The organism is Dethiosulfovibrio faecalis, from assembly GCF_021568795.1.
Classification (GTDB): Bacteria; Synergistota; Synergistia; order Synergistales; family Dethiosulfovibrionaceae; genus Dethiosulfovibrio; species Dethiosulfovibrio faecalis.
Window position 1 is genome coordinate 80,605 of record NZ_JAKGUE010000002.1, and the last position, 25,278, is coordinate 105,882.

Below are 25,278 nucleotides of genomic sequence, written 5' to 3' on the forward strand. Positions count from 1 at the left end.
GTGTCGGTCCATATACACGCTACAGCCATAGTCTCTCCGGAGGCCGAGATAGGGGAGAACGTAGTAATCGGCCCCTATTCCGTGATAGACGGGAAAGTCTCCATCGGTTCCGGAACGGTTCTGGGCGCTTTCGTCCGAGTCATGAACTTCGTGTCCATAGGGGCCGACTGCCGTATATGGGAGAACGCCGTCTTGGGTGGAGAACCTCAGGACCACGACTTCAAGGGAGAGGAATCCTGGGTGAGGATAGGAGACGGAGTCGTCCTTAGAGAGGCAGTTACGGTCAACAGGGCTTCCGGAGAGGGCAACGAGACCGTAGTAGGAGACAGGACAATGCTGATGGAGGGGGTCCACGTGGCACACAACGTCCGAGTTGGCAAGGATGTCACGGTAGCCAATAAATCGGGACTTTCCGGCTACTCCTCTCTTGGAGATGGAACCGTTATGAGCGGGCTCTCCGGGCTGCATCAGTTCGTGTCGGTAGGCAAATACTGCATGGTGGGGGGAGCGTCCAAAGTAGTTAAGGACGTACCTCACTACGCCATGGTGGACGGCCATCCGGCCAAGGTTTACGGCCTGAACGTAGTCGGTCTTAGACGGGCCGGCTTCACCTCTGAACAGAGGTTAGACATAAAAAGAGCCTACAGAACCCTCTACAGATCCGGGCTGACCACCAAGGAGGCCACCGCACTCTTGAGGGAACAGATGGGAGACGATCCTCTCATAGGCGATATGCTCGACTTTATCGATGCCGGTAAAAGAGGGCTATGCTCCTGGGCCCGGCGATGAAGAGGATCGAGCTTCTAGCCATGGACGTAGACGGTACCTTGACCGACGGAGGCATCTATATATCCGCCGGTGGGGAGGAGACCAAGAGATACGACGTCAAGGACGGCATGGCCATAGTCAACTTTATGAAAAGAGGCGGAACGGTGGCTCTTATCAGCGGCCGGTATTCCAAGGTCACCGAACTGAGAGCCTCTGAGCTCGGCGTTAACTACGTTTACAACGGTTCGTCCGATAAGATCGGCGACCTCAAGGCACTGGCCGAATCCATGGGCATTACAGAAGACCAAGTGGCCTACGTAGGCGACGACGTCAACGATATCGACTGTCTCGTCTGGTCCGGTATGGGAATCGTCGTAGCCGACGGAACCGCGAGGACAAAGGCCGTGGCCGACTGGATCACCTCGGCCCCGGGAGGCAGGGGAGCTATCCGAGAGGTCGTTGACCGCCTCGTAGCGGAGGGACTGCGTTGAGACCAAGGATACTGGACAGGTTCATCCTGAAAGAGCTGGGCAGTTCATTTCTGTTCGGAGTTTTGACCTTCACCGTGATACTGGTGGCAGGCGACCTGCTCTTCAAGATAGCCGATATGCTCATCGAAAAGGGCATATCCCTGTCCACGGTGCTCAAGCTTTTCGTCTACAAGCTGCCCTCGGTGGTGGTACTGACCCTCCCGATGTCCTGTCTCCTGTCCACATTGCTCTCCTTCGGACGCCTGTCGTCCAACAGCGAGATAGTCGCCCTGAAGGCTTCGGGCATATCCTTTCAGAGGATAGCCCGACCGGTTCTGTGGGGAGCCGCCTTGGTCGCCATCTCCGCCTTCTTCATGAACGAGACGGTAGTCCCTATAGCCAACCGGGCCGCCGAGAACATCCTGTTGTACGACGTGGTAAAGCAGAAGCCAACCCTCCTGAGGGAGAGGATGTTCCTGAAGGACGAGAGCGGCGGCAAACTCAACAGGGTTATCTACGTGGGAAGGCTCAGGACGAGAAAGGGCTCGATGGAAAACGTTTTGGTTCAGGAGTTCGACGACGGACGGCTGAGCAGGATAACCACCGCCGACGAGGGAAACTGGAGCGATGGGGTGTGGTCCCTCTCGGACGGAAAAGCCTTTTCAGTGGATAAAGAGGGAAAGGTGGGCTTTCTCTTCGGTTTCAAGGAACAGAGGCTTCCTCTCGACCTAACCCCTACACAGGTGGCTCGTTCATCCCTGAAGCCCGATGAGATGAGTCTGTCCCAACTGAGGGAACACATAGAGATAATGAAGGCCCAAGGGGCAAATCTGGTCCCTCTTTGGGTGTCCTATCATCTCCACATAGCCATACCTTGGGCCAGCCTGGTGCTCGCACTCATCGGTGCTGCTCTGGGAGTCCGACCTCAAAGACGGGGGGGCATGGGAGTCGGCTTCGGACTCAGCGTCCTGATAGTCTTCGCCTACTACGTGGTCATGTCCATGGGCCGGGCTCTTGGAGAGAGCGGACATATACCTCCTCTGGTCGCTGCCTGGTTGGCCAACGTCGTGTTTCTCGGTTTCGGAGGGCTGTTGACCTTGAGGGCCAATCGATGAGGGTTTCTTCGAAAAAAGGCAATCTGGCCCTTGTGGCCGGAGATGGCGACCTGCCTCTGGTCATATTGAAAAACCTGGTCGCCTCCGGAGAGAGCCCGGTGGTCTATGCCATCCGGTCCGACTGGCAGGATATAGAGGCGTATGGCGTGTCGGTGATACCGGTGAAGGATATCAACCTGGTAAAGATCTTCGGGAGCTTCCTTTTTCGTAGGATAAAGAGACTTCTTCTTGCAGGCTACGTCTCCAAGACCGTCATCTACGACGACTCCGCCGACAGAGAGATCAAGGGTATAGTCGCAGGTCTGGACGACAGAAACGACCACGCCCTTCTGGGGGCTGTCATAGACCGTGTAGAGAAGCTGGGCATATCGGTGCTCGGCTACGACTCCATACTTCCCGACATGATAGCTTCAGAGGGACATATCGCCGGTCCGGAGCCTTCTCCCTCCGACCTGGCCGACGTGGACTACGGCAGAACCGTCCTAGGACGTCTGCTACCTCTGTCCTTCGGCCAGTCGCTGGTGGTCTGTCGAAGATCGGTGGTGGCGGTGGAGGCCATGGAGGGAACGGACGAAACGGTCAGAAGGGCCGGAGGGATATCCGGCGCCGGCGTTCTGGTCAAGGGAATGAGGGCCGATCAGGACCGTAGATACGATATTCCGGTGGTGGGGAGGAAAACCCTTGAGTCCATGTCGGAATCCGGTCTATCCTGTCTGGCCGTCGAGGCGGGAAACGTCTTGATAATGGACCGTGAAAAACTGTCCGAGGCGGCCTCCAGGTTGGGGATATCGGTGATAGGGGTGGCGTCGTGTCCATCTTCCTGAGCTGCGGGGAGATCTCGGGAGACATCCTGCTCTCCTCCCTGGCCGGAGCCCTGAGAAAATCGGGATACTCCCGTCCGCTTTGGGGCATGATAGGGGAGCAGGGGGCAGCGTCCGGGGTTGAGCCCCTATGGAAAAGCTCGGAGCTCCATATAATGGGCGTCTCCGAGGCATTGGCGGCTCTGCCCAGATTGTATAAACTGGCCGACCGTATTGTGGGGGAGATATGTCGCGTAAAACCCGAGGCGGTCGTCGTGGTGGACAGTCCCGACTTCCATATTCCCATGGTGAGGCGGCTTCGTAAAAGCGGTTATTCCGGACCGGTGATCTATCTGTCTCCCCCTACCGTGTGGGCCTGGAGGAAAAGACGAGTAATCCATCTGAGGGAGCTTTTCGACCTCAATCTGCCTCTTTTCGAATTCGAACACAGCCATCTGGTTCGCAACGGCGTCTCCTCCGCCTGGATAGGCCATCCTATGGTGGATACCTTCCCTCCCCCGATTCCCCCTTCGGAGCCGGACTCGGTTGCGTTGCTTCCCGGAAGCAGAGGTTCGGAGATCCGTCGGCTGATGCCGATTCTGGTGTCTCTGGCCAGGCGACTCGAAGACCTAGGGATGAAGCCCGTCTTCTCCCTGGCGCCGGGACTCTCCCGGTCCTCTAGAGATTCGGTCTTGGAGGAAATCGGGAAATTCGAGGTTTATCGGGGAGAGGCGAGAAATCTTCTCAGAAGATGCGGAATGGCCGCCGGAGCCAGCGGAACAGTGGCGGTCGAGGCTATGATGTCCGACAGGTTCATGGCCGTACTGTACCGGGCCGGAAGTCTGGAGTGGTTCATATACGACAACTTCATACACCTTCCCTTCGTGTCGATACCTAACGTCATGTCCCGTAAGGAGGTCTATCCCGAGCTGTTACAGGATAGGTGCGACAGTTCGGAGATACTCTCCTCTCTCGTATCATACCGTTCCGATCATAGAATACGCCGTCGGATCCATGGGGACTTGAAAAGGTGTCGTTCGATGATGGGCTCGACAGGGGCGGCCGATTTCTGGGCAGAGAGGATATCGAGGCTGTGAGATCCCCGATCGCCGTCTTTCTCGCCAACGGTCCCGGAGAGCTTTGGGGATGGTGCAGGCCCCTGGCCAGAGAGATGTCTCTGAGAGGGTGGAAGGTCCATCTTCATCTTCTGAGGTGTCCCTTTGCGACAGGCAGGGAGAGGGACGTCGCTCTCTCTTTGGAGGGGGTCGACGTCGTCACTGGGCCGTCCGACCCTATGGGCTCCTTCGGGAAACTTTTCAAGGACCGATGCGACGTGGCGGTACAGCTTGGAGGGGATCTGATGTTCGGCCGCGCCATGGCGGCCTTTCATAGGATCCCCTTGGCCTGTTATTCCTACGGTTACAAGAAGGGACTGGACAGATGCGACCTTAAGGCAACCGCCTTCGACGGGATGGCCCGCTCCATGGGGAAATCGGTGCAGGTGGTGGGAGACCTCGTCTCTGACGGTCTAAGAATGGACCCTGAGGTTCCCACTCCATGGCGCGAGGGGCGCGGAAAAAGAGTCCTCCTTTTCCCCGGAAGCCGGCCCTGGATAAGGGACGCCGCCAGGAACTATCTGTCCGAGATGGTGCCTTCTTTGATCGATAGAATGAACCTACAGGTGGCCTCCATGTTGTCTCCCTTCTCTCGTCCGGAGGAGGTCGAGAGCTGGAGGAACGCCGGCCTGAATCCCTTCATGGGGGCTACAGGAGCGGCCTTGGCCGATGCGGACCTGGCCGTGACCCAGCCCGGCACCAATACACTGGAGCTTCTCGATAGAACTGTTCCCTCTATAGTGGCCATTCCCTTCGATTTTTTGGGCTCGATTCCCCTCAGCGGGGTCAAAGGATGGTTTTTCTCTCTGCCAGGCGGAGCTTCTCTCAAGGAAAAAGTCCTTCGTCGCGCTGCCCGAAAGAGGGGCTTTGTCGCCTGGCCCAATCGTCTGGCGGAAGAGGAGATAATGCCCGAGTTGGTCGGGGACATCTCTCCGGCCCAGTTGGCCGACGCCGTGACGAATATCTTGACCGACGAGGTCAAGCTGAGGAAACAGAGGGTCCTTCTGGAAAAACTGAGAGGCGAGGTGGAGTCGCCTTCCTCCGTCTTCTGCGATTTGATCGAAAGGTTGGTATAGTCGATATGAAGCCGTCCCGTTCCATGGAGATCTACCTTAGAGTCCTCTCCTACGCAAAACCCTACACCAAACGTATAGCGTCGGCTCTCTTCTGCATGTTCGTGGTCTCAGGATGTGCCGTCGTTCCCCCTTGGCTAATGAAAAACGTGGTGGACGACGTCCTTATAAGGAAAGATCTGTTCATGCTCAACGTGGTCGCTGTGACCCTGGTCGCTGTCTACGTGGTGAAGGGGGTGGCGTCCTACGGTCAGAAATACCTCATGACCTGGGTCGGCCAGAGGGTTGTGCTGGACCTTAGACTTCAGGCCTACAGGGCCTCTCAGTATATGTCCCTCAAGTACATAAACGGTCATAGGGTGGGAGAGCTAATATCCCGGGTTACCAACGATGCCACGGTGTTACAGTCCACCGTTACCAACGCCGTGGTGGACCTGGTCGTTCAGGGAGTGACCACCCTCGGCATGCTCGGTTTTTTGATATACATAAACTGGCGGCTTACCCTGGTGACCTTCGCAGTGCTTCCCCTCACGGTGTGGGTGATAGACAGGGCCTCTAAAAAGCTCAGAAAGGTGGGGCACGACATCCAGGAGAACCTGGCCGGTCTTTCCGCCCTGGCGGAGGAAGCCCTGTCGGCGATCCGCATAGTCCGGGCCTTCGCAACGGAGGATCAGGAACGTCTCCGCTTCGAACGACAGAACATGGCCAACTTCAAGGCCCTCATGAGAGGGACCCAGGTCAACGCTGTCTTGTCCGGTGCCGTAGAGGTCCTACTAATAACCGCCTTGGCCGCCATCTTCTGGCTGGGTGGCCGGTCCGTCGTGGACGGCGAGATGACCCCCGGCGACCTCATCGCCTTCTTGGGATATCTCGGTTTCATGGCCCATCCTGTGACGGTCCTTACGAGGGTTATAAGCCAGCTTCAGCACGGTCTGGCATCGGCCGAGAGGATTTTCGAGCTTCTGGACAACAGGGAAAGGGTGGAACAGCCAGAAAATCCCGTCGTCCTCAGCCCCGTCGAGGGGGCGGTGGATTTTAGAGACCTTTGGTTTCGCTACGACGACGAGTGGGTCCTTAAGGGCATCTCCCTTTCGGTGAAACCAGGAGAGACCGTCGCTGTGGTGGGATCCACCGGCTCAGGAAAGTCCACCATGGTGGACCTCATTCAGCGTTTCTACGATCCCGAGAAGGGCTCGGTGGAGATAGACGGACACGACGTCAAATCGCTGGACCTTACCTCCCTGCGTCGTCAGATCGGAGTGGTTCCCCAGGATCCGATCCTCATGAAGGGAACCTTCCGTTACAACATCTCCTACGGCTACGACGACGCGACGGATGAGGAGATAGTGAAGGCCGCCGAGATAGCGGGTATATCGGAGTTCATAGAGTCCCTCCCATCGGGATACGATTCGGAGATCGGCGAGAGGGGAGTCACCCTGAGCGGAGGGCAGAGACAGAGGGTAGCCATAGCCAGGGCCATAGTCAGGGATCCTAGGATACTCATAATGGACGAGGCCACATCCTCCCTCGACGCCCAGGTGGAACAGGCCATTCAGAAGGCTATGGACAGGGCAATGGAGGGTCGAACCTCTTTTGTAATAGCCCACAGACTCTCCACCATAAGGGGGGCCGACAGGATATTGTTCCTGAAGAACGGGGTGATCGTGGAGGATGGAACCCATTCGGAACTCTCCAGCTCCGACGGACCCTACAGCAGGCTTTACGCCATACAGCACGGAGAGCGGCGGTGATGGTGCTTTTCAAAAGCTATCTGGCACACGCCAAGGGAGAGAAGAAACTTTCTCCCTGGATGTGTCTGGCTCCGTTGGGTTGGCTGGCCTCTGTCTTCGTCAGGTCGAGAAACTGGGCCTTCGATAGAGGGATATATTCCTCTAAAGAACCGCCTCTTCCGGTTATAAGCGTGGGCAACGTGACCCTCGGAGGGACGAATAAAACTCCCTTCGTCGAGATGATAACCAGAGGACTTTCTAAAAGAGGTCTCAGACCCGGGATAGTCAGTCGAGGATATGGTGGGAGCACCGAGGGCCCCCACGTCTTCAGAGGGGGCAAGGCCGATAGAAACCGGGTAGGGGACGAGCCCCTTCTGCTGTCCAACAGGCTTCCTGAGATCTTCGTGGCTGTGTCCAGGGATCGATTCGGAGACATCAGGGCCCTGGGCAAAAGAGGGGTTCAGATCGTGGTGGCAGACGACGGTTTCCAGCACAGAAAGCTGGGGCGGGATCTGGACATCGTTCTGGTCGACGCAGCCTGTCCTTTCGGCAACGGCAGGCTGGTCCCGGGAGGCGTCCTCAGGGAACCGGTCGAAAGCCTGAGACGGGCCCACATAGTGGTAATAACAAAGGTGGACCAGGGATCTCCCGAGGCGGTTCAAAGGCTTTACGACCGGCTGTGTCGAGTGGTCCCTAGACGAAAGATTTTCAGATCCTCTCTGAGGATAGAACGCTGGTGTCTCTGGAACGGCTCTGGGTTCGAGGAGGTACAAAAACCGTCGGGGAGGTCCATGGTCGCCTTCTCCGCCATAGGCAACCCCGGGAGCTTCCTCTCCACCCTGTCGGGGCAGGAAGTGGATGTTCTCGATGAAGTCCGTTTCAAGGACCATCACAGATATACCTCGGAGGATCTGAAGAGGATCGAAAAGATCTATAGGTCGTCTGGTGCCTTCGGGGTGGCCTGTACGGAAAAGGACGTCTACAACCTACCCAGGGGATGGAAGCCCCCCTTTCCCCTTATGGTCCCCTTTCTGGAGACCGAGGTGGAGGACGAAGACCGTTTCTGGATGGCCGTGACCGACGGACTCAGGCCTAAGGTAGTGGTGGCCTCCAACGGATACGGCGAGGACGCCATGGGCTCCCTTCTGGCCCGAAAGGTAAGGGAAGCGTTTCCTGTGGCGGAGGTCACAGGTTTCCCCCTGGTAGGAAGGGGAGAGCAATATCTGCAAAGGGGAATAAAGGTCGGTTCGTCTCCTTCGGTGACCCCGACGGGAGGAGTCATAAAATACCGTATCGCGGATCTGATTGCCGACGTCCGCTCCGGACTGTTCGGTCATATCCGAAGACAGCTGGAGGCATGGAGGAAGAGGAGCGGTTGCATTCGCACCCCCCTGTGTGTCGGTGACGTTTATCTGTTGCTTCATACCCTGTGGGGACAGGGGCAGTCTCCCCTTTTGATAGCCACGGCCAAGACCAACTACCTTCACGGTCATTGGATGGCGGAGAGGGCTCTACTTAGAGGACGGGCCAGGACCGTATGGACCAGAGACGAGGAGACCGCCGAGGATCTTTCGAAAGCCGGCGTGTCCGCTCGTTTCCAGGGCAATCCAATAATGGACCTTATAGGGGATAATGAAGAGGGCGACTTCTCCTGGCCCTCCGAGGGGGATCGAGTCCTTATCCTCCCGGGAAGCCGTAACAGGGCCTACGAGGACGTTCGATTGCTTTTGGAGTCGGTGGTTATAATGGCGACTCGGAGGAACTGCCGTTTCGTGGCGGTTCTGGCTCCGACCCTGGATCTTCGTAAAATGGCTCGGGGATGTCCTGGGTGGACCCTGGACGGACGGATTTTGAAGGGACCGAACTCGGTGGAGGTCCACATTCATCGAGGACCTGTGGCGGAGGTCGCCGTAGGAGCTCATGTCCTGCTTGGGCTGGGAGGAACGGCCAATCAGGTCTGTGCCGGGTTGGGAGTTCCGGTCGTCTCCATACTGGAAAAGGGAAAGTTGGTTCAGCAAAAACTGCTAGGAGAGGCCGAATGGCTCGTGTCGGCGGATCCGGAGAGATTGGCTGAGGCCGTACTCCTGGTCCTATCGGACGAAACTTTGGCCCGCACCATGGCGGAGGCGGGGAGGAGAAGACTTGGAGCCCCCGGTGCCCTGGACAGCGTCGTTCGCTACTGTTCCCGAGTGTTGGGCTGGTCCGTCCGTTGCGAGGTTTACTCCAGATTAAAGGAATCCCTGGAGAATCGAGGAGAGGAGAGATCCCATGGTTACCGAGATAGAGATCGGCAAAGTTAGAATAGGGGACGGTCCTTTGGCCGTCATAGCCGGTCCGTGCTCACTGGAGAGTCTTGAACTGTCCATGGAGACCGGAAAGAGGATAAAGGAGATCTGCGAAGAGTTGGGCTTGAACTACATATTCAAGGCCTCCTACGACAAGGCCAACAGGACCTCCATACACAGCTACAGAGGCCCGGGGCTCGAAAAGGGCCTTCGTTGGCTCTCGGAGATCAAGGAGACCCTGGGAGTACCGGTCATAACGGATATACACGAGCCCTGGCAGGCCGCTCCGGTAGCGGAGGTGGCCGACGTCCTCCAGATTCCGGCTTTCCTCTGTCGTCAGACCGATCTACTGGTAGCGGCCTCGAAAACGGGAAAACCTCTCAACATCAAGAAGGGACAGTTCATGTCCCCCTACGACATGAAGGCGGTCGTCAGCAAGTGCAGCGAGGCGGGAAACGATAAGGTCATGCTCTGCGAGAGGGGAACCACCATGGGATACGGTCAGCTCGTGGTCGACATGAGGTCGCTTCCCATAATGAGATCCATGGGGTGCCCCGTCGTCTTCGACGCCACCCACAGCGTTCAGATGCCCGGTGGCAGAGGTGATACCTCCGGCGGCGATCGACGTTTCGTTCCCGCTCTGGCTAGAGCCGCGGTGGGGCTGGGGATAGACGCTCTCTTTCTGGAGGTCCATCCTAACCCGGACGAGGCCCTCAGCGACGGTCCCAACATGGTTCCCCTGGACAGGCTGAAGGACATCCTTACCGGCATAAAGGCCCTGGACGACCTGGTCAAGTCCGACCTGGGTATATTCTCCCTGGGTTGGGAGGGCGATGGGAAATGATGAGTCTTCCCAGCGAGAGGGATTGTCCCGTCTTCGACGACGAGAAACTGGTCGAGATAGGGAGACAGGTCCTTCTGGAGGAGGCGGAGGAGATAAAAAAAGCGGCCTTCAGGATAGGACCAGAGCTTGCCAAGGCGGCTCGAATCGTGCAGGGATGTCGAGGAAGGCTGGTCATCTCCGGTCTTGGAAAATCGGGGCACATAGGCAGAAAGATCGCCGCGACCTTGGCGTCCCTCGGCACCCCCTCCTTTTTCCTCCACGCTGCCGAGGCGGCTCACGGGGACCTGGGAATGGTCCGTCGGGAGGACGTGGCCTTTCTCATAAGCCACAGCGGCACCACCTCCGAGGTGGTCAAGCTCATTCCCTTCTTCAGACGTCTGGGAGCTCCGGTCATAGCCCTAACCGGTAGCCTCGAATCGCCTCTGGCCAAGGGTGCCGACGTGGTCTTGAACGCCTCGGTGGAAAGGGAGGCAGATCCTCTCAACCTGGCCCCAACCAGCAGCACCACGGTTCAGCTGGCCATCGGAGACGCTCTGGCCGGTGTCGTGACGGAGATGAGATGCCTTCGCAAGGAGGACTTCGCTCTTTTCCACCCGGCCGGAGCCTTGGGCCGTCAGCTTCTGCTCAAGGTGTCAGACGTTATGGGGTCCGGTCCCAAGCTGCCGGTGGTCAAGGCCGACGTGGCGGTCAAGGAGGCTCTCTTCGAGATAACCAGCAAGAACTACGGAGCCACCACCGTAGTGGACGATCAGGGAACCCTGGTGGGAGTCTTCACCGACGGAGACCTGAGAAGGCTCATAGAGAGACAGGGAGTCTCCGCCCTGGAGGAGAACATCTCGGACGTCATGACCGAGGGCCCCAGGACAATAGGGCCGGACCATCTGGCGGTGGAGGCGGTCCGTATAATGCAGGACGTCGAGGTCTCGGTTCTCATAATAACCGATGAAGACCGACCGGTGGGCATGGTCCACCTTCACGAGCTTCTTCAGGCCGGACTATCCTGAGATGTCCCTGTCGCTGCAACTCTATAGAGGGGCCGCCGCTATCGGCTTCGCTCTGGCATCTCCCTGGCTGCAACGTAAATACGCCGGAGTAGGCCTGGAGGAGAGACGGGGAATATACGCTCCCTCGCTTTTGTCCCAACTCAGAAAAAGAGGCAGGCCCCTCTGGGTCCACTCGGTGTCGGTGGGGGAGGTGCAGTCGGCGGCTCCGTTTCTGAGGAGGGCCAGGGTAGCTCTGGGAAAGCGTCCGGTAATACTGTCCACCATAACCCCGACCGGAAGGGAGATGGCGGGACGATTGCTACAAGGTGTTCCCGACAGGGTGATATCCTATCCCTGGGACAGCCCCGTCGTGCTGAACAGGGCCCTGAACTCGCTTCGTCCCAAGGTCTACGTAACGGTTGAGACGGAGATCTGGCCGGGGATGCTTTGGGAGATGAGCCGTCGGAGCGTGCCTGCCTTTATGGTCAACGGCAGATTCTCCGACAAAACCTATCTGTCCATGAGGCGTTTCAGATCCTTCTGGAGGGAGGTCCTCTCCTGCTACACCGGAATGATGGTGAGATCCCGGTCGGACATGGAAAAACTGATCGATCTGGGAGTGGAAGAGGAAAAAATAGAGATAACCGGAGACTGCAAGGCCGACGCCCTGATGGAGAGAAAGGCCGAACTGGACAAAGACGAAATTCTTGCGACCTTGGGAGACGGAGGCCCGATCGTCCTGGCCGGAAGCACCCACACCGGCGAGGACGAAATAGTTATTAAGGCCTTCCGGAAGGTGCTGAACCGCTATCCCGAAGCCAGGCTCGTAATCGTGCCGAGACATCCCGAGAGATCCCGCCGCATAGCCCGATTGGCGTCGGATCTGGGGCCGGTCAGCCTATACAGCCGCATCGAACCGGGATGGCGCACCCTGGTGGTGGACGTCATAGGGGTGCTCTTCGGCCTCTACTCCGTTGCGGACTGTGCCTTCGTCGGGGGCAGCATAGCCCCCAGAGGCGGACAGAACATAATGGAGGCCGCCCTTTTCGGGGTGCCCTTCTGCCAGGGACCTCACTACGAGGACTTCGTGGAGGCAACTGATAGCATGGTAAAGATGGGGATATGTACCATGATATCCGACGAGGATACCATGGCAACGGCGTTTCTGAGAGATCTGGATGGCAGACGTAGAAAAAAGGTCGAGGCCGACTGTCGAGACTATTTTCAAGGTCTCGAATCGGCGGCAGACCGTTCCTGGGAGATAGTGGCTCCCTATCTAAACTAAAATAACCTACATCGGGAGGGACTCAATCATGACGATAAACAGAGAGCTCATAGACGGATTTTACGCCAACCTGGACGACAGATCCAAAAAGGCGGTAGACGACGCTGTGGCCAAAATGGTGGAGGTCAAGAAAAAGGGCGGTAAGATAGTCGTGGCCTCCGGCAGCGGCCCCAACATCCACGAGGGAGTCACCACCCTTATAGCCGAGCTCATGGACAAGGGAATAATAGACGGAGTCACCACAAGTTCCGCCGTGATAGGCCACGAGATGGCCGGTTCCCTGGACAGGGTAAAGATGTGCGACGCCTCTCAGCTCGGCCTGCCGGAGGAGAAGATGCCCAGAGGCAACGTCTTCGAGTTCACCAGGATGACCGACGAGGAGAGAGAAGCCCTTCGCAGGGAAATGGTGTTGGACGAGGACCTTCTGTCCAAGGAAGACGAGGTGGAAGGTCACGACGTGGTCAAGGCGGCTGGCAACATGGCCTACCCAATGGGGCTCTGGAACGAGACCCTGGCCTCGGAGATACTGGAGATAGCCAGAGCCTACGGCCTCCCCTTCGAGACCGTCGCCGGATGGGGGGCGGACCGCAAGACCATGATAGGCATAGGAGCCGAGAAGGGGCTTCCCGTGATAGTCAGCATCCCCCAGATGGTGGGAGGGGGCAACATCGGTCTCGCCATAGGAGACAGCATCCCCATATCCAACCGCAGCATGAGACTGGCCGGGATGCTGGAGGACGCCGACATAATAATAGAGTCGGCCATAGCCCTCTCCCAGGAGCTCCACGACGGCCCCTTCGAGAACTACACCGGTCACGGCATATGGGCCTGGTGGAAGGGACTCCACACCTATCACCTCAGGGAAAAGACCCTCATCCGTATAGACCTGGACGAAAACCTCAGAAAGGCCCAGGACCAGCAGAGGGAGAACGCCAGGATCCAGGAGGCCATAGACAAGGGGCTTCCCAAGACCAAGATCTCCGGCATACCCTTCAGGATGGAGATGTCCGCCTTCGCCCGCCACGAGGGAAGCATTCCCGTGATAGGCGACATAGGCGAGATCTGGCCGGTCATGGCCCTAAAGGTCGCCGACGAGCTGGGCATTAAACTGGACTTTATGAGCTACAAGCAGGAGACCGAGGAAGGAAAGGCCATGAGAGAGTGGATCGTCGAGAACGTCCGTCCCATAGATCCCGCCAGGATGAGAGCCAAGGCGGGGGAATACCGCCTCTCTCGGTCGTAACATGGAGATAGTTGCGGTAATACCGGCCCGTTACGGCTCCTCCCGTCTGCCCGGCAAGCCTCTTTGCGACCTGGGAGGCAAGCCGGTGATACAGCACGTCTACGAGAGGACTATGTCCGCCGGTCGGATAAGCCGGGTCATGGTCGCCACCGACGACGAGCGGATCGCCCAGGCGGTCCGCTCCTTCGGCGGAGAGGCGGTCATGACCTCTCCGGACCATCCCAACGGCACCTGCCGGGTGGCCGAGGCCATAAAGGGCGTTTCCTGCGACGGAGTCGTCAACGTCCAGGGAGACGAGCCCTTCATGGATCCCGCCCTGGTGGACCAGGTGGGTCTCTGTCTCTGTGAAAACCCGGAGGTACCTATGGTATCCCTCAGGTATCCTCTGTCGGAGGAGGAGATAGACAACCCCAACAGGGTCAAGGTAGTGGTGGACCAGGCGGACAGAGCCCTCTACTTCAGCCGGTCTCCCATTCCATACAGAAGAGTTTCCGGCGCAACAGTCTATGGTCATCTGGGAATATACGGCTACAGGAGGGATTTTCTGGATAGATACATTTCCCTGGAACCCACCCCTCTGTCTGAGAGCGAATCGCTGGAACAGCTCAGGGCGATCGAACACGGTTACGACATAATGGTCCCTGTGGCACGGGGAAGACACGCCCCCGGCATAGACACCGATTCGGACCTTCTGTGGGCTAGAAAAGAATTGGAAAAGGAGATGTCATGAGAACCCTCTATCTGGAGCCCTTCGCAGGCATAGCGGGGGATATGTTCATAGGTGCCATGATCGACCTGGGACTCTTCTCTAAAGATGAGTTCATCTCGGCCATGAAAGGACTGGATCTGGACGACTACGGTCTTTCCATAGAAAAAGGCATTAGACGGGGAATCTCCGGCACCGATTTCAAGGTAGAGGTCCATTCCGGCGATCATCATCACGGTCATGACCACGGCCACTGTCACAGACATCTCTCGGACATACTGTCCATACTGGAAAGGTCCTCCCTGCCGGAAAACGTCAAGAACAGGTCCGAACGGGCCTTCCGGATGCTGGCTCAGGCGGAGGCCTCGGTCCACGGGGTCGATCTCGAGTCCATACATTTTCACGAGGTCGGAGCGGTGGACTCCATAGTGGATGTAGTAGGATCCTTTATGGCACTGCACATGGCCGGGGCGGATAGGGTAGTCTCGTCGCCGGTCAACGTCGGTTCCGGAACGGTGAAATGCGCCCACGGGGTTCTGCCCGTTCCTGCTCCCGCCACCGCCAGGCTTCTCGAGGGAATACCGGTTATCTCTCAGGGGGACCCTCTGGAGAGGACCACCCCCACAGGAGCCCTCATACTGAAGACCTCGGTGGAATCCTACGGCTCTCTTCCAAGCGGCCGCATAGTCGCCACAGGCTACGGCCTGGGGGACAAGGACACCGAGCTTCCCAACGCCCTGAGGATAACCCTGCTGGAAGAGGAAGAGGACGAAAAACTTCCCTGGATTCCCGGGGAAGCCGTCGTCCTGGAGGCCAACGTGGACGACATGAACCCCCAGGATTTCGCCTCCGCCATGGAAAAACTCTTCGACGCCGGAGCCTGGGACGTTTTTCTGACATCGATCATGATGAAAAAACAGCGTCCGGGAACCAGAATAACCTGCGTGTGCTCTCTTGAACTGGAAAGACGGTGTGCCGAGATCATATTGAAAAACACCTCCACCATAGGGCTTCGATGCCGCAGGGAGAACCGATACACCCTGAGAAGAGAGGAAACGATGGAGCTCACGTCCCTCGGGCCGGTCAGGCTGAAAAAAGCCTACTGGGGAGACAGGATAGTGAAGAGAACCATCGAATACGACGACTTGAAAGACATATCGGAAAGACATACCATACCCTTGATGGAGTTGAGAGACAGACTTACGTCAGAACTGGGGGTATGGACGGATGAAAAATGACAGATCCGACGGCCCTTCGCTTGTGTTGATCCTCTCGGACGGGATAAGGGGTCACCTGCACCAGAGCGAGGGCATAGCAAGATGGATATCGAGGAACACCGGTGCCGATATCGTAAGGATGGACGTGCCGAAATACGGAGGGGGCAGGAGGGCTTTGCTGCTCAAACTTTTGGGCCGAAGGCTTCCCAAACTGGACAGACTCGGAACGAGACGATGGCTTCACTGGACCGGAGAAAAAGGACTGGCTCTCTTGGAGTGCTACCGCAAGGCCCTGGACGAGAGGGGCCTGTCCGGTTCGGACAGTCTCGTGATCTCCACAGGCAGCTCCGCTGCTCCATTCTGTCTTGCCCTTTCAAAGGTCATGGGGGGAAAATCCTGCGTGGTTATGACCCCCTCGGTCATAGGGGTCGAGCCCTTCGACTACGGCGTGGTTCCGAGCCACGACGGAATATGCGGAGGCTCCGCCATTGAAACCCTGGGAGCTCCGAACTTCGTCAGCCCGGAGGATCTGGAGAGATCGGCGGAAAAACTCCTGAGAGATCATCCCGGATCAGAGGAAAAATGGGGTGTCCTTGTCGGTGGAGATGACCAGAACTACCGGCTCGACGCCACCTGGGCGGACATGACCGTAGGGGTATTGCTTCGCATAGCCGAGGAAAGAGGACTGTCTCTCTACATCACCACATCCAGACGCACCTCTTTGGAGACGGAAAAACGCATAAGGGAGATCTGTAAGGACAACGACAGGGTGTCCATGCTACTTCTCGCCTCGGAGAGCGACGAAAATCCCGTCCCGGGAATTCTCGGTGCCTGCGACAGGGTATTCTGTACCGAGGACTCCGTGTCGATGATATCCGAGGCCGCCACCTCGGGATCCAAGGTGTACCTCCTGAGGGTGGGAAGACAGCCCGGATGGAGACGGTTTGCCCAGGAGTTTACGGTACGCCTCATAAAATGGAAGATACTGCCGGAGAGGTTTTCATGGGGAACCCCCAGGTTCGATAGAATGATAGATAGATTCGTTGAACGAGGGCTTTTAACCGAGATGCCCTCGGACGTCATGGCCTGGCGTCCTATGCTGAACCGACCTGTCGGCAAGGCTCCGGAGTTCAACGAAGCCCGTCGGGCCGCCGATTGGATATTGGAGAACTGGAAATGAGGATAGTACACCTCCTGCCGGGGCTGGACATCGGAGGGGTGGAGCGTCACGTGGTGGACCTGGCCTCCGAACAGGCCAGATCGGGCCACCAGGTCACGGTGGTGTCCGGCGGCGGACGGATGACGTCGGAACTGCATCCCGAGGTCATCCATATAAAGCTCCCCATACACGTAAAAGAGCCCTTTACCGGCGGCCTCTGTGCGTTGAGACTGGCTATTATGGCCCGATCCGGAAAATGGGATATCCTTCACGCTCATTCCAGGGTCCCCGCCTGGGTGGCCTGGTGGACCTCCGTTCTGTCCGGAGTTCCCTTCGTCGTGACCTGTCACGCCATATACTCGCTGAACGCCGGCCTGATCCCATACCGTCACGCCGACGGCGCCATCTGTGTATCTCAGGCGGTGAAGGATCACCAGAGAGATTGGCTTCCCCGGCGGTCGACTGTCATAAAAAACGGCATAGTCGATCCGGGCGTTCGATGGGCTCCTCACCACGATAAGGGGCCCTTTCGTTTTCTCTTCGTCGGTCGCCTGACCAGTGTAAAGGGAATAGACTTTCTGATAGATGTCCTTCTATCCATGACGGATCGAGACGACTGGGTTTTGGACGTAGCCGGCGAGGGGCCCCTGGAGGTTCAGCTTAAAGAGAAGATCGCCTCGGCTCGATTGGGCGACAGGATAGACTTTCTGGGATACAGGGACGACGTGGTCGACCTGATGGCCCGGTGCGATTGCTGTCTTTTCCCATCCAGAAGCGAGGGAGCGGGGCTGGTCCTTTTGACCGCTCTGACCATGGGAGTTCCCCTTATAGCGTCGGACCTTCCAGCCTTCAAAGAGAGCTTGCCCCCTAATGCAATGATCCCATTGAATAAAGAACGCTGGAGCGACGCTCTCGAGGCTTATCTGGACGGTAAAGCCGTTTTTTCGGAAGTCAGAAGGAATCTCTCTCTTTCCGATATGGCGGAGGAAATAGAGGACCTATATCTCGAAGTCAGAAGACGAAAAGAGGTTGAACCGTCATGAAAAAAGCCCTTATAACCGGAATAACCGGCCAGGACGGAGCGTATCTGTCTAAATTTCTACTGGACAAAGGCTACGAGGTCCACGGAATGAAGAGGAGGTCCTCGCTGTTCAACACCGGCAGGATAGACCATCTGTTCAGAGACCCCCACGACGAAAAAAGAGGCCTTATCCTCCACTACGGAGACCTGACCGACTCGTCCAACATAGTCCGTCTGCTTCAGGAGATAAAGCCGGACGAAATATACAACCTGGCGGCCCAGAGTCACGTCAAGGTATCCTTCGAGACCCCGGAATACACCGCCAACGGCGACGGACTGGGAGTCCTTCGCATCCTGGAGGCCATTCGCATACTGGGGCTGGAGAAGACCACCCGTTTCTACCAGGCCTCCACCAGCGAGCTGTTCGGCAAGGTCCAGGAAATCCCTCAGAGGGAGACCACACCCTTTTATCCAAGAAGCCCCTACGCCGCCGCCAAACTCTACGGCTACTGGATCACCGTCAACTATAGGGAGGCCTACGGTATCTACGGCTGCAACGGAATACTCTTCAACCACGAATCGCCCCTTCGGGGAGAGACCTTCGTCACCAGAAAGATAACCAGGGCCGTGGCCCGGATATCTCTGGGACTCCAGGACAAACTATACCTGGGCAACATGGATGCCAAACGGGACTGGGGCCACGCCAGAGACTACGTCGAGGCCATGTGGCTCATGCTCCAGCAGGAAACCCCGGACGACTTCGTAATAGCCACAGGCGAAACCCACTCGGTCAGGGAGTTCGTGGAGCTCTCCTTTAAAGAAGTCGGGATCCCCATGGAGTGGCGCGGAACAGGGGTGGACGAAGTTGGATTCGATCCTTCCACCGGAAAAATCCTGGTCGAGGTGGACCCCAGATACTTCAGGCCAACCGAGGTCGAGCTCCTTCTGGGAGACCCCGCAAAGGCGAGAGAAGTACTAGGCTGGGAGAGAAAAACCTCCTTTACCGAACTCGTACGGGAAATGGTCTCCCACGACCTGGAACTCTTCAAAAAAGACATCCTCTGCCGGGACGCAGGATATACCATCTGTCCCGCCATAGAAGACCTGTCATGAACGATAGGATATACGTAGCCGGACACAGGGGAATGGCCGGCAGCGCCATCGTCCGTGCCCTCGAAGGCCGAGGGGCCAAAGACATAATAACCAAAACCCACGAAGAGCTGGACCTGCTGGACCAGAGCGCCACGGAAAACTTCTTTCGGGGCAACCGTCCCGAAGTCGTCATCCTCGCCGCAGCCAGAGTAGGAGGGATAGGGGCCAACATGGCGGACCCCTACGGATTCCTCTACGAAAACCTCCAGATCCAGAACAACGTCATAAACGGAGCCGCCCTTAACGGCGTAAAAAAACTGGTCTTCCTGGGAAGCTCCTGCATATACCCTCGGGAATGCCCTCAGCCCATGAAGGAGGAATACCTATTTACAGGCCCATTGGAGCCCACCAACGAAGGCTACGCACTGGCTAAAATAGCGGGCCTCCGTCTCGTCCAGTACCTGAGCAGACAGTACGGCATAAAGGGCCTCTCCGTCATGCCCTGCAACCTCTACGGCCCGGGAGACAGCTTCCACCCAGACCACTCCCACGTCATAGCTGCGTTGGTCAGGCGATTCGTCGAGGCAAAGAGGGAAAAAGCCCCCACCATAACCCTGTGGGGAACCGGCAGCGCCAGACGGGAATTCCTCCACGTCGACGACATGGCCAGAGCCGTCACCCTCCTCATGGAAAAATGGGACAGCCCGGACATAATCAACCTGGGCAGCGGAGAGGACATCTCCATAAAAGGCCTGGCCGAGGAGATCAAAAAAGCGGTGGCCTACGACGGAGAGATACTATGGGATAAAACCAAACCCGACGGAATGCCAATAAAACGGCTGGACGTCTCGAAACTCAGAGGACTGGGCTTCGAGCCCCGGATACCGCTGAGCGAGGGAATCGCCCGGATGATAGACCAATACGAAAAGCTGAGAGAGGAGAGACAAAGCGGTGTATAAAGTCCCTCTGGTGAAAAACACCTTCCTCCGGGAGGAGGAGACAAAAAAAACCCTGTCCAAATTCGTCCTGGACGCCCGAATCCTGAGCATGGGGGCCGAATGCCGCAAATTCGAGGAAAGCTTCGCCGAATATCAGGGGCGAAACAGGGCGGTGCTCTTCAACAGCGGAGGAAGCGCCAACCTGGCCCTCCTCCAGGCCCTGAAAAACATGGGCAGACTGAAAGACGAAGACCTCATAGGCTTCTCCGCCGTCACCTGGTCCACCAACACCATGCCCATAATACAGCTGGGCATGGTCCCTGTTGCCTTGGACTGCTCCAGGGAAACCTTGAACGTCGAGCCCGAGGAACTTGAGAGATGCCTCAAAGACCACCCCCTGAAAGCCCTATTCATAACAAACGCCCTGGGCTTTGCTGGAGACCTGGACGTCGTCCGGGACATCTGCCGGGAAAAGGGAATAATCCTTCTAGAGGACAACTGCGAATCCCTGGGATCAGAGCTTAAGGGTACGAAACTCGGCAACTTCGGCCTCGCCTCCACATTCTCCTTCTTCGTCTCCCACCACATGTCCACCATCGAAGGCGGCATGATCTGCACCGACGACCTTGAGCTCACCGCCATGCTTAAACTCGTCCGTGCCAACGGCTGGGACAGAAACCTGGAGGAAGAGGAAAAAGCCACCATCAGGGCGAAATACCGGGTCCAGTCCGAACTGGACGCCAAATACACCTTCTACGACCTGGGCTACAACCTCAGGCCGACGGAGATAACCGGATTTTTGGGCCAACAGCAGCTGATTCACCTCCCTGCCTCGGTCCTCAAAAGACAGGATAACTACCTAAGGGTGGAGAGGGCCATAAAGTCCAACCCAGACCTCCTGACCTTAAAGAGAGACCACCTGACGGTCCTCTCCAACTTTGCCATACCCATACTTTGCAAGACCCCGGAGCTAAGGGAAAAATACGGCGAAAAACTGGAGCGAGCGGGGGTGGAGATAAGGCCTCTAATAGCTGGCAACATCCAAAGACAGCCCTTTTACGGCAAATACGTCCCCATCGCCAGAGAACTTAAAGACGCCGACTTTATCCACCGTTGCGGCCTCTACTGCGGCAACCACCCGGACTATCGCCAGGAGGAACTCTCCATCCTGGAGGACATACTGGGGGGAGGAAAATGACCGAGATCAAAGCCCTCATACTTGCAGGAGGAGGAGGGACCAGACTGTGGCCCCTCTCAAGGGAAGAGGTCCCCAAGCAGTTTCTGAAACTCGCGGGAGACCACAGCCTCCTCCAGACCACCATAAAAAGGCTTCTGCCCCTCTGCGGCCAAGAGGGCATAAAAATAGTGGCAGGGGAGAGATGGGACAGCCAGATAGCCTTTCAGGCCTCCGACGTAGGCCTGAAAGGAAACATACACGTCCTCGAGCCGGAAGGCAGAAACACCGCCCCCGCCATAGCCCTTGGGCTGGCCCATTTGATGGAAAAAGGGGCCACCAGGGAAACGCCGGTCCTGGTCTGTCCCAGCGACCACATAATCCAAAACGAAAAAGCCTTCCAAGACGCCCTGAAAACGGGGCTGCTGGCTCTGGAAGAGGGAAAACTGGTCACCTTCGGAATAGTTCCGGACGCTCCGGAGACCGGATTCGGCTACATAAAAAAAGGCGAAGACCGGGGAGGCTGGCACGACGTATCCCGGTTCGTCGAAAAGCCGGACCTGAAAAAAGCAAAGGAATACGTCCAAAGCGGCCAGTACCTGTGGAACGGCGGGATATTCCTCTTTCGGGCCGGAGACATGATACACTCCTTCAAAGAACACCTCCCGGAGATAGCCAAACTCATGGAAGGCGGGGAGAGGACCATGATCGAGGGTTTCAAAGACCTTCCCTCCGTATCCATAGACTACGGCATAATGGAAAAGGCCTCCTCCGTGGCGGTGGTCCCACTGGACGCCTGCTGGTCCGACCTGGGGAGCTGGGACGCCATCTACCAGCAGGGGGAAAAAGACGGCAACCGCAACGTCCTAAAAGGGGACGTCCTGGCCGATCGGTCGGAAGGGTGCCTGGTCCAAGGGGACAGACGGCTCATAGCCCTGTCGGGGGTCAGAGACCTGCTGGTGGTGGACACAGCCGACGCCCTGTACATAGCCCCTAGGGGGACATCCCAATCGGTCAAAGACGTAGTCGCCACACTGAAGGAGCGGTCCAGACCGGAGATAACCCAGGCCCCCGAAAGCGCCAGGAGATGGGGAGACTATAGAATCCTCCACGAAGGGGACGGCATAAAGGTAAAGAGAATCACAGTCCACCCGGGAAAGGCCCTGAGCCTCCAGTATCACCACCACAGGACGGAACACTGGATAGTGGTAAAAGGCACAGCCCAGGTCGAGAGGGATGAAGAGACCTTCTACCTTCACGAAGGGGAAAGCACCTTTATACAGAAAAACCAGCTCCACAGGCTCATAAACCCCGGAAAGATTCCCCTCGAGATAATAGAGGTCCAAAACGGGCCGTATCTGGGGGAGGACGATATTGTGAGGATAAAAGGCGAACCTAATGGACGAAACTAGGAGGCCTAAAATAACGACGTTACTCCTGTCCTACGACTACGGCCTTCCCGAAAGGGGCCCGTCCTTGGAGAGAGGGCGTTTCTTTCCCGCTATATGCGACTTCGCCGACGTAACTCCCTTTTGGCTGGAGGAGAACGGCTACCCCGAGGACCTGGAGGGCCTCCAAGGCAGAATAGTGGATTTCGTCGAAAAAGAGCATCCTGACGTGGTCTTCACCATAACCATGAGGGACGAGATTCTCTGTCAGACCTTGGATAGGCTTAAAGAGCTGTCCTTCGTGGTCAACTGGTTCTGCGATGACCAGTGGAGGTTTGATGACTACTCCTCGAAAAGGGCTCCTCACCTGTCCGGAGCCATGACCGTGGACCTCTACTCCCTGCCTAAATACAGGGAAAGGGCCATACCTGCGGTCTGGGTCCCCTGGGGTATAAGGGACTTTGCGGAAGAATCGTCCTTGCATGATGTAAAGTACGACTTTGACGTCTCCTTCATAGGAGGAGCGGACAGAAACCGTAGGTGGTGGATAAAGAGGATAGAGGCTCTCACCGGATCCCCTGTGGCCTGCTTCGGATCGGGCTGGAAAGGTGGCAGGGTCTCTGACCAGGACGTGATGGACATCATGCTTAAATCCAGGATAAACCTCAACCTCTCAAACAGCAGGAACAACGACATTCGTTTCGTCCTCTCCTCTCCGGTGAACGCCCTAAGATACCTCCGGTCCGGCAAAAACCAAGAGCAGGTAAAGGCCAGAAACATAGAGATTCCGGCCTTCGGAGGATTTGAGCTGTCCTGCTACGCCCCAGGGATTGAGAGATACTTCTCCATAGGAGACGAAATAGACCTGTTCACCTCGCCGGAGGAAGCTGCGGTGAAAATATCCTACTATCTTCTCGATGAAAAGCGGAGGGAGTCCATGAAGCTAAAGGCTTACCGCAGGGCAAAAAGGGACTACCATCTTGGGGCGGTCATACTGGAAGGACTTAAAAACCTGGGGGTGTCGTTTTGAATCTCGCCATAGTCATGCCGTCGATCTACGGCCAAAACAGGGCCTTCGACCCCGACAGCCCCTTAAACAGGGACGATTGTCTTGCCCACCTTCGCCGTCTCAGGGAGAGGCTTAAGGGCATGGGTGTATCCCTATCCACCTACGACATGGTATCCCCTGAGGACACCTGGGGATACCTCTTTCTGGACTACCAGGGTAAGTTCATGAAAGAGCTGGATCGCCGGGGCTATGGAGGACACAGATATCTGGCCATATTCGAGTCGGAAGTCATAATAAGGGATAACTGGGACAGGGAAAAACACCGGTCCTTCGATGCCGTATTCACCTGGAACCGTAATGTCTTTTCAAAGCAGGATGGTGGTCCAAGGTATATACCCTACATGTGGCCCAACGACCTGACTCCACCTGTGGAGGTGCCCTCAAAAAAAGACAGGCAAAAGCTCTGTGTCCTCATGGCGGGGAATAAATGGAGCTCAGACCGGAGGGAGCTATACTCGAGCAGAAGGGATACCATCCGGTGGTTTGAAAAGCACCACCCTGATGAACTGGACCTATACGGCCCTGGCTGGAACTCCACCCCTCTAAAGAAGGTTGCCGAAACGGTAAAGACCATAGGTCGAAAGCTGCGGGGACGGCCCATCGGTCCTATAGGGGACCTATGGGAGAAATTCTCCTGCTATCGTGGGATAGCCTCCTCCAAGAGAGAAACCCTGCCGAACTACGGCTTCTCCATATGCTACGAAAACGCCCAGGGCATACCGGGCTACATCACCGAGAAGATCTTCGACTGTTTCCTCTCAGGCATAGTTCCTGTGTACATGGGGTGGGAGGGCGTTCAGGAGGTCATACCGTCTGAGTGTTACGTGGACAGGAGGGCCTACGGCTCTCACGAGGAGCTTTATCGATACCTTGTCTCCATGTCGGAGGACGAATACCGAGGCTACTTAGAAGGGGCGTCGACCTTCCTCACAGGGCCACTATCGAACCGTTTCAGCCTAGACGCCTTTGCCGACGCCATCATAGAGGGCATAGAGCCGGACTTAGCTAAAGAGGGGGACAAACCATGAAAGTAGTCATTCTGGCAGGGGGCTTTGGAACCAGGATAAGCGAGGAATCCCATCTGAAGCCCAAGCCCATGATCGAGATAGGAGGAAAGCCCATACTGTGGCACATAATGAAGATCTACTCCCACTATGGCTTCGACGATTTTGTCGTATGCCTGGGCTACAAAGGACAGGTCATAAAGGAATTCTTCGCCAACTACTACCTCCACATGTCCGACGTCACCTTCGATTTTCGTGACTCCAACCGGCTCACGGTACACTCCAACGCCGCCGAGCCGTGGAAGGTAACCTTGGTGGACACGGGACTGAACACCATGACAGGAGGCAGGGTCAAAAGGGTGGCCCCCTACCTGGAGGAGGGGACCTTTATGCTCACCTACGGCGACGGAGTGAGCGACGTGCCAATAGACAGGCTGTTGGAGTTTCACCGCTCCCACGGAAAAACCGTTACCGTAACGGCGATTCAGCCAGCCGGTCGGTTCGGCGCTCTGGACATGGACGAAAAAGGCTCGGTCAGCGGTTTCCAGGAAAAGCCCAAAGGTGACGGAAGCTGGATAAACGGCGGATTCTTCGTCCTTGAACGGAGCTTCCTGGATCGACTGGGAGACGACGACACGGTCCTCGAGAGGGCTCCTCTCGAGGGAGTGGCAAAAGACGGCCAGCTAATGGCCTACAGACATAGAGGCTTTTGGCAGCCTATGGACACCTTGAGGGACAAGATAAAGCTCGACGAAGCCTGGGAGACTGGACAGGCACCGTGGAAGATATGGTGACGGAT

At 57.0% G+C, this 25,278-nt stretch carries 23 protein-coding genes; all 23 read left to right on the top strand.

The annotated features are described in order from the left end of the window. The 23 genes from lpxA to rfbF are packed head-to-tail and all read left to right on the top strand — an operon-like array spanning position 1 to position 25,273. Positions 1 to 789, top strand: a complete 789-nt coding sequence (lpxA, locus tag L2W58_RS02485) for an acyl-ACP--UDP-N-acetylglucosamine O-acyltransferase (protein ID WP_236101434.1) — start codon at positions 1 to 3, stop codon at positions 787 to 789. Then, positions 786 to 1,259: a KdsC family phosphatase gene (locus tag L2W58_RS02490; RefSeq protein WP_236101435.1), complete on the top strand. Its 474-nt coding sequence runs from the start codon at positions 786 to 788 to the stop codon at positions 1,257 to 1,259. The genes lpxA and L2W58_RS02490 overlap by 4 nt, the downstream gene beginning before the upstream one ends. Beyond that, positions 1,256 to 2,353, top strand: coding sequence for an LPS export ABC transporter permease LptG (gene lptG, locus L2W58_RS02495; RefSeq protein ID WP_236101436.1), 1,098 nt, complete (start codon positions 1,256 to 1,258; stop codon positions 2,351 to 2,353). The genes L2W58_RS02490 and lptG overlap by 4 nt, the downstream gene beginning before the upstream one ends. Beyond that, positions 2,350 to 3,177 carry an LpxI family protein gene (locus tag L2W58_RS02500; RefSeq protein WP_236101437.1) on the top strand — a complete coding sequence of 276 codons (828 nt, stop codon included), beginning with the start codon at positions 2,350 to 2,352 and terminating at the stop codon, positions 3,175 to 3,177. The genes lptG and L2W58_RS02500 overlap by 4 nt, the downstream gene beginning before the upstream one ends. Then, entirely contained in the window at positions 3,162 to 4,250 is a 1,089-nt protein-coding gene (locus tag L2W58_RS02505) for a lipid-A-disaccharide synthase (RefSeq protein ID WP_236101438.1), read from the top strand. The genes L2W58_RS02500 and L2W58_RS02505 overlap by 16 nt, the downstream gene beginning before the upstream one ends. Beyond that, positions 4,184 to 5,344 (top strand): hypothetical protein, encoded by a 1,161-nt coding sequence (locus tag L2W58_RS02510; protein ID WP_236101439.1) that lies wholly within the window; start codon positions 4,184 to 4,186, stop codon positions 5,342 to 5,344. Before L2W58_RS02505 ends, L2W58_RS02510 begins: the two co-directional genes overlap by 67 nt. Before the next feature lie 5 nt (positions 5,345 to 5,349). Further along, positions 5,350 to 7,092, top strand: coding sequence for an ABC transporter ATP-binding protein (locus L2W58_RS02515; RefSeq protein WP_236101440.1), 1,743 nt, complete (start codon positions 5,350 to 5,352; stop codon positions 7,090 to 7,092). After that, the gene (gene lpxK, locus L2W58_RS02520; protein ID WP_236101441.1) at positions 7,092 to 9,371 is read left to right on the top strand and encodes a tetraacyldisaccharide 4'-kinase; all 2,280 of its coding nucleotides are present in this window, start codon (positions 7,092 to 7,094) and stop codon (positions 9,369 to 9,371) included. Before L2W58_RS02515 ends, lpxK begins: the two co-directional genes overlap by 1 nt. Next, a complete protein-coding gene (kdsA, locus tag L2W58_RS02525) occupies positions 9,340 to 10,200 on the top strand; it encodes a 3-deoxy-8-phosphooctulonate synthase (protein ID WP_236101442.1) in 861 nt (286 codons plus the stop codon). Before lpxK ends, kdsA begins: the two co-directional genes overlap by 32 nt. Next, on the top strand, positions 10,197 to 11,204 hold the full coding sequence (locus tag L2W58_RS02530) for a KpsF/GutQ family sugar-phosphate isomerase (protein WP_236101443.1): 1,008 nt from the start codon (positions 10,197 to 10,199) through the stop codon (positions 11,202 to 11,204). The genes kdsA and L2W58_RS02530 overlap by 4 nt, the downstream gene beginning before the upstream one ends. Continuing rightward, on the top strand, positions 11,143 to 12,468 hold the full coding sequence (locus L2W58_RS02535) for a 3-deoxy-D-manno-octulosonic acid transferase (RefSeq protein ID WP_236101444.1): 1,326 nt from the start codon (positions 11,143 to 11,145) through the stop codon (positions 12,466 to 12,468). Before L2W58_RS02530 ends, L2W58_RS02535 begins: the two co-directional genes overlap by 62 nt. 28 nt (positions 12,469 to 12,496) lie before the next feature. Next, positions 12,497 to 13,711, top strand: coding sequence for a hypothetical protein (locus L2W58_RS02540; protein WP_236101445.1), 1,215 nt, complete (start codon positions 12,497 to 12,499; stop codon positions 13,709 to 13,711). A gap of 1 nt (position 13,712) precedes the next feature. Further along, on the top strand, positions 13,713 to 14,441 hold the full coding sequence (kdsB, locus tag L2W58_RS02545) for a 3-deoxy-manno-octulosonate cytidylyltransferase (protein WP_236101446.1): 729 nt from the start codon (positions 13,713 to 13,715) through the stop codon (positions 14,439 to 14,441). Beyond that, a complete protein-coding gene (larC, locus tag L2W58_RS02550; RefSeq protein WP_236101447.1) occupies positions 14,438 to 15,655 on the top strand; it encodes a nickel pincer cofactor biosynthesis protein LarC in 1,218 nt (405 codons plus the stop codon). The genes kdsB and larC overlap by 4 nt, the downstream gene beginning before the upstream one ends. Continuing rightward, on the top strand, positions 15,645 to 16,814 hold the full coding sequence (locus tag L2W58_RS02555) for a mitochondrial fission ELM1 family protein (RefSeq protein ID WP_236101448.1): 1,170 nt from the start codon (positions 15,645 to 15,647) through the stop codon (positions 16,812 to 16,814). The genes larC and L2W58_RS02555 overlap by 11 nt, the downstream gene beginning before the upstream one ends. Then, positions 16,811 to 17,836 (top strand): glycosyltransferase family 4 protein, encoded by a 1,026-nt coding sequence (locus L2W58_RS02560; protein ID WP_236101449.1) that lies wholly within the window; start codon positions 16,811 to 16,813, stop codon positions 17,834 to 17,836. The genes L2W58_RS02555 and L2W58_RS02560 overlap by 4 nt, the downstream gene beginning before the upstream one ends. After that, a complete protein-coding gene (gmd, locus tag L2W58_RS02565) occupies positions 17,833 to 18,927 on the top strand; it encodes a GDP-mannose 4,6-dehydratase (protein WP_236101450.1) in 1,095 nt (364 codons plus the stop codon). The genes L2W58_RS02560 and gmd overlap by 4 nt, the downstream gene beginning before the upstream one ends. Continuing rightward, positions 18,924 to 19,865 carry a GDP-L-fucose synthase family protein gene (locus L2W58_RS02570; RefSeq protein WP_236101451.1) on the top strand — a complete coding sequence of 314 codons (942 nt, stop codon included), beginning with the start codon at positions 18,924 to 18,926 and terminating at the stop codon, positions 19,863 to 19,865. Before gmd ends, L2W58_RS02570 begins: the two co-directional genes overlap by 4 nt. Further along, positions 19,858 to 21,042, top strand: coding sequence for a DegT/DnrJ/EryC1/StrS family aminotransferase (locus tag L2W58_RS02575; RefSeq protein WP_236101452.1), 1,185 nt, complete (start codon positions 19,858 to 19,860; stop codon positions 21,040 to 21,042). Before L2W58_RS02570 ends, L2W58_RS02575 begins: the two co-directional genes overlap by 8 nt. Beyond that, on the top strand, positions 21,039 to 22,430 hold the full coding sequence (locus tag L2W58_RS02580; RefSeq protein WP_236101453.1) for a mannose-1-phosphate guanylyltransferase/mannose-6-phosphate isomerase: 1,392 nt from the start codon (positions 21,039 to 21,041) through the stop codon (positions 22,428 to 22,430). Before L2W58_RS02575 ends, L2W58_RS02580 begins: the two co-directional genes overlap by 4 nt. Further along, a complete protein-coding gene (locus L2W58_RS02585; RefSeq protein ID WP_236101454.1) occupies positions 22,417 to 23,436 on the top strand; it encodes a glycosyltransferase family protein in 1,020 nt (339 codons plus the stop codon). Before L2W58_RS02580 ends, L2W58_RS02585 begins: the two co-directional genes overlap by 14 nt. Then, positions 23,433 to 24,503 carry a glycosyltransferase family 10 domain-containing protein gene (locus tag L2W58_RS02590; protein ID WP_236101455.1) on the top strand — a complete coding sequence of 357 codons (1,071 nt, stop codon included), beginning with the start codon at positions 23,433 to 23,435 and terminating at the stop codon, positions 24,501 to 24,503. The genes L2W58_RS02585 and L2W58_RS02590 overlap by 4 nt, the downstream gene beginning before the upstream one ends. After that, positions 24,500 to 25,273 (top strand): glucose-1-phosphate cytidylyltransferase, encoded by a 774-nt coding sequence (rfbF, locus tag L2W58_RS02595; RefSeq protein WP_236101456.1) that lies wholly within the window; start codon positions 24,500 to 24,502, stop codon positions 25,271 to 25,273. Before L2W58_RS02590 ends, rfbF begins: the two co-directional genes overlap by 4 nt. Positions 25,274 to 25,278: the final 5 nt, after the last annotated feature.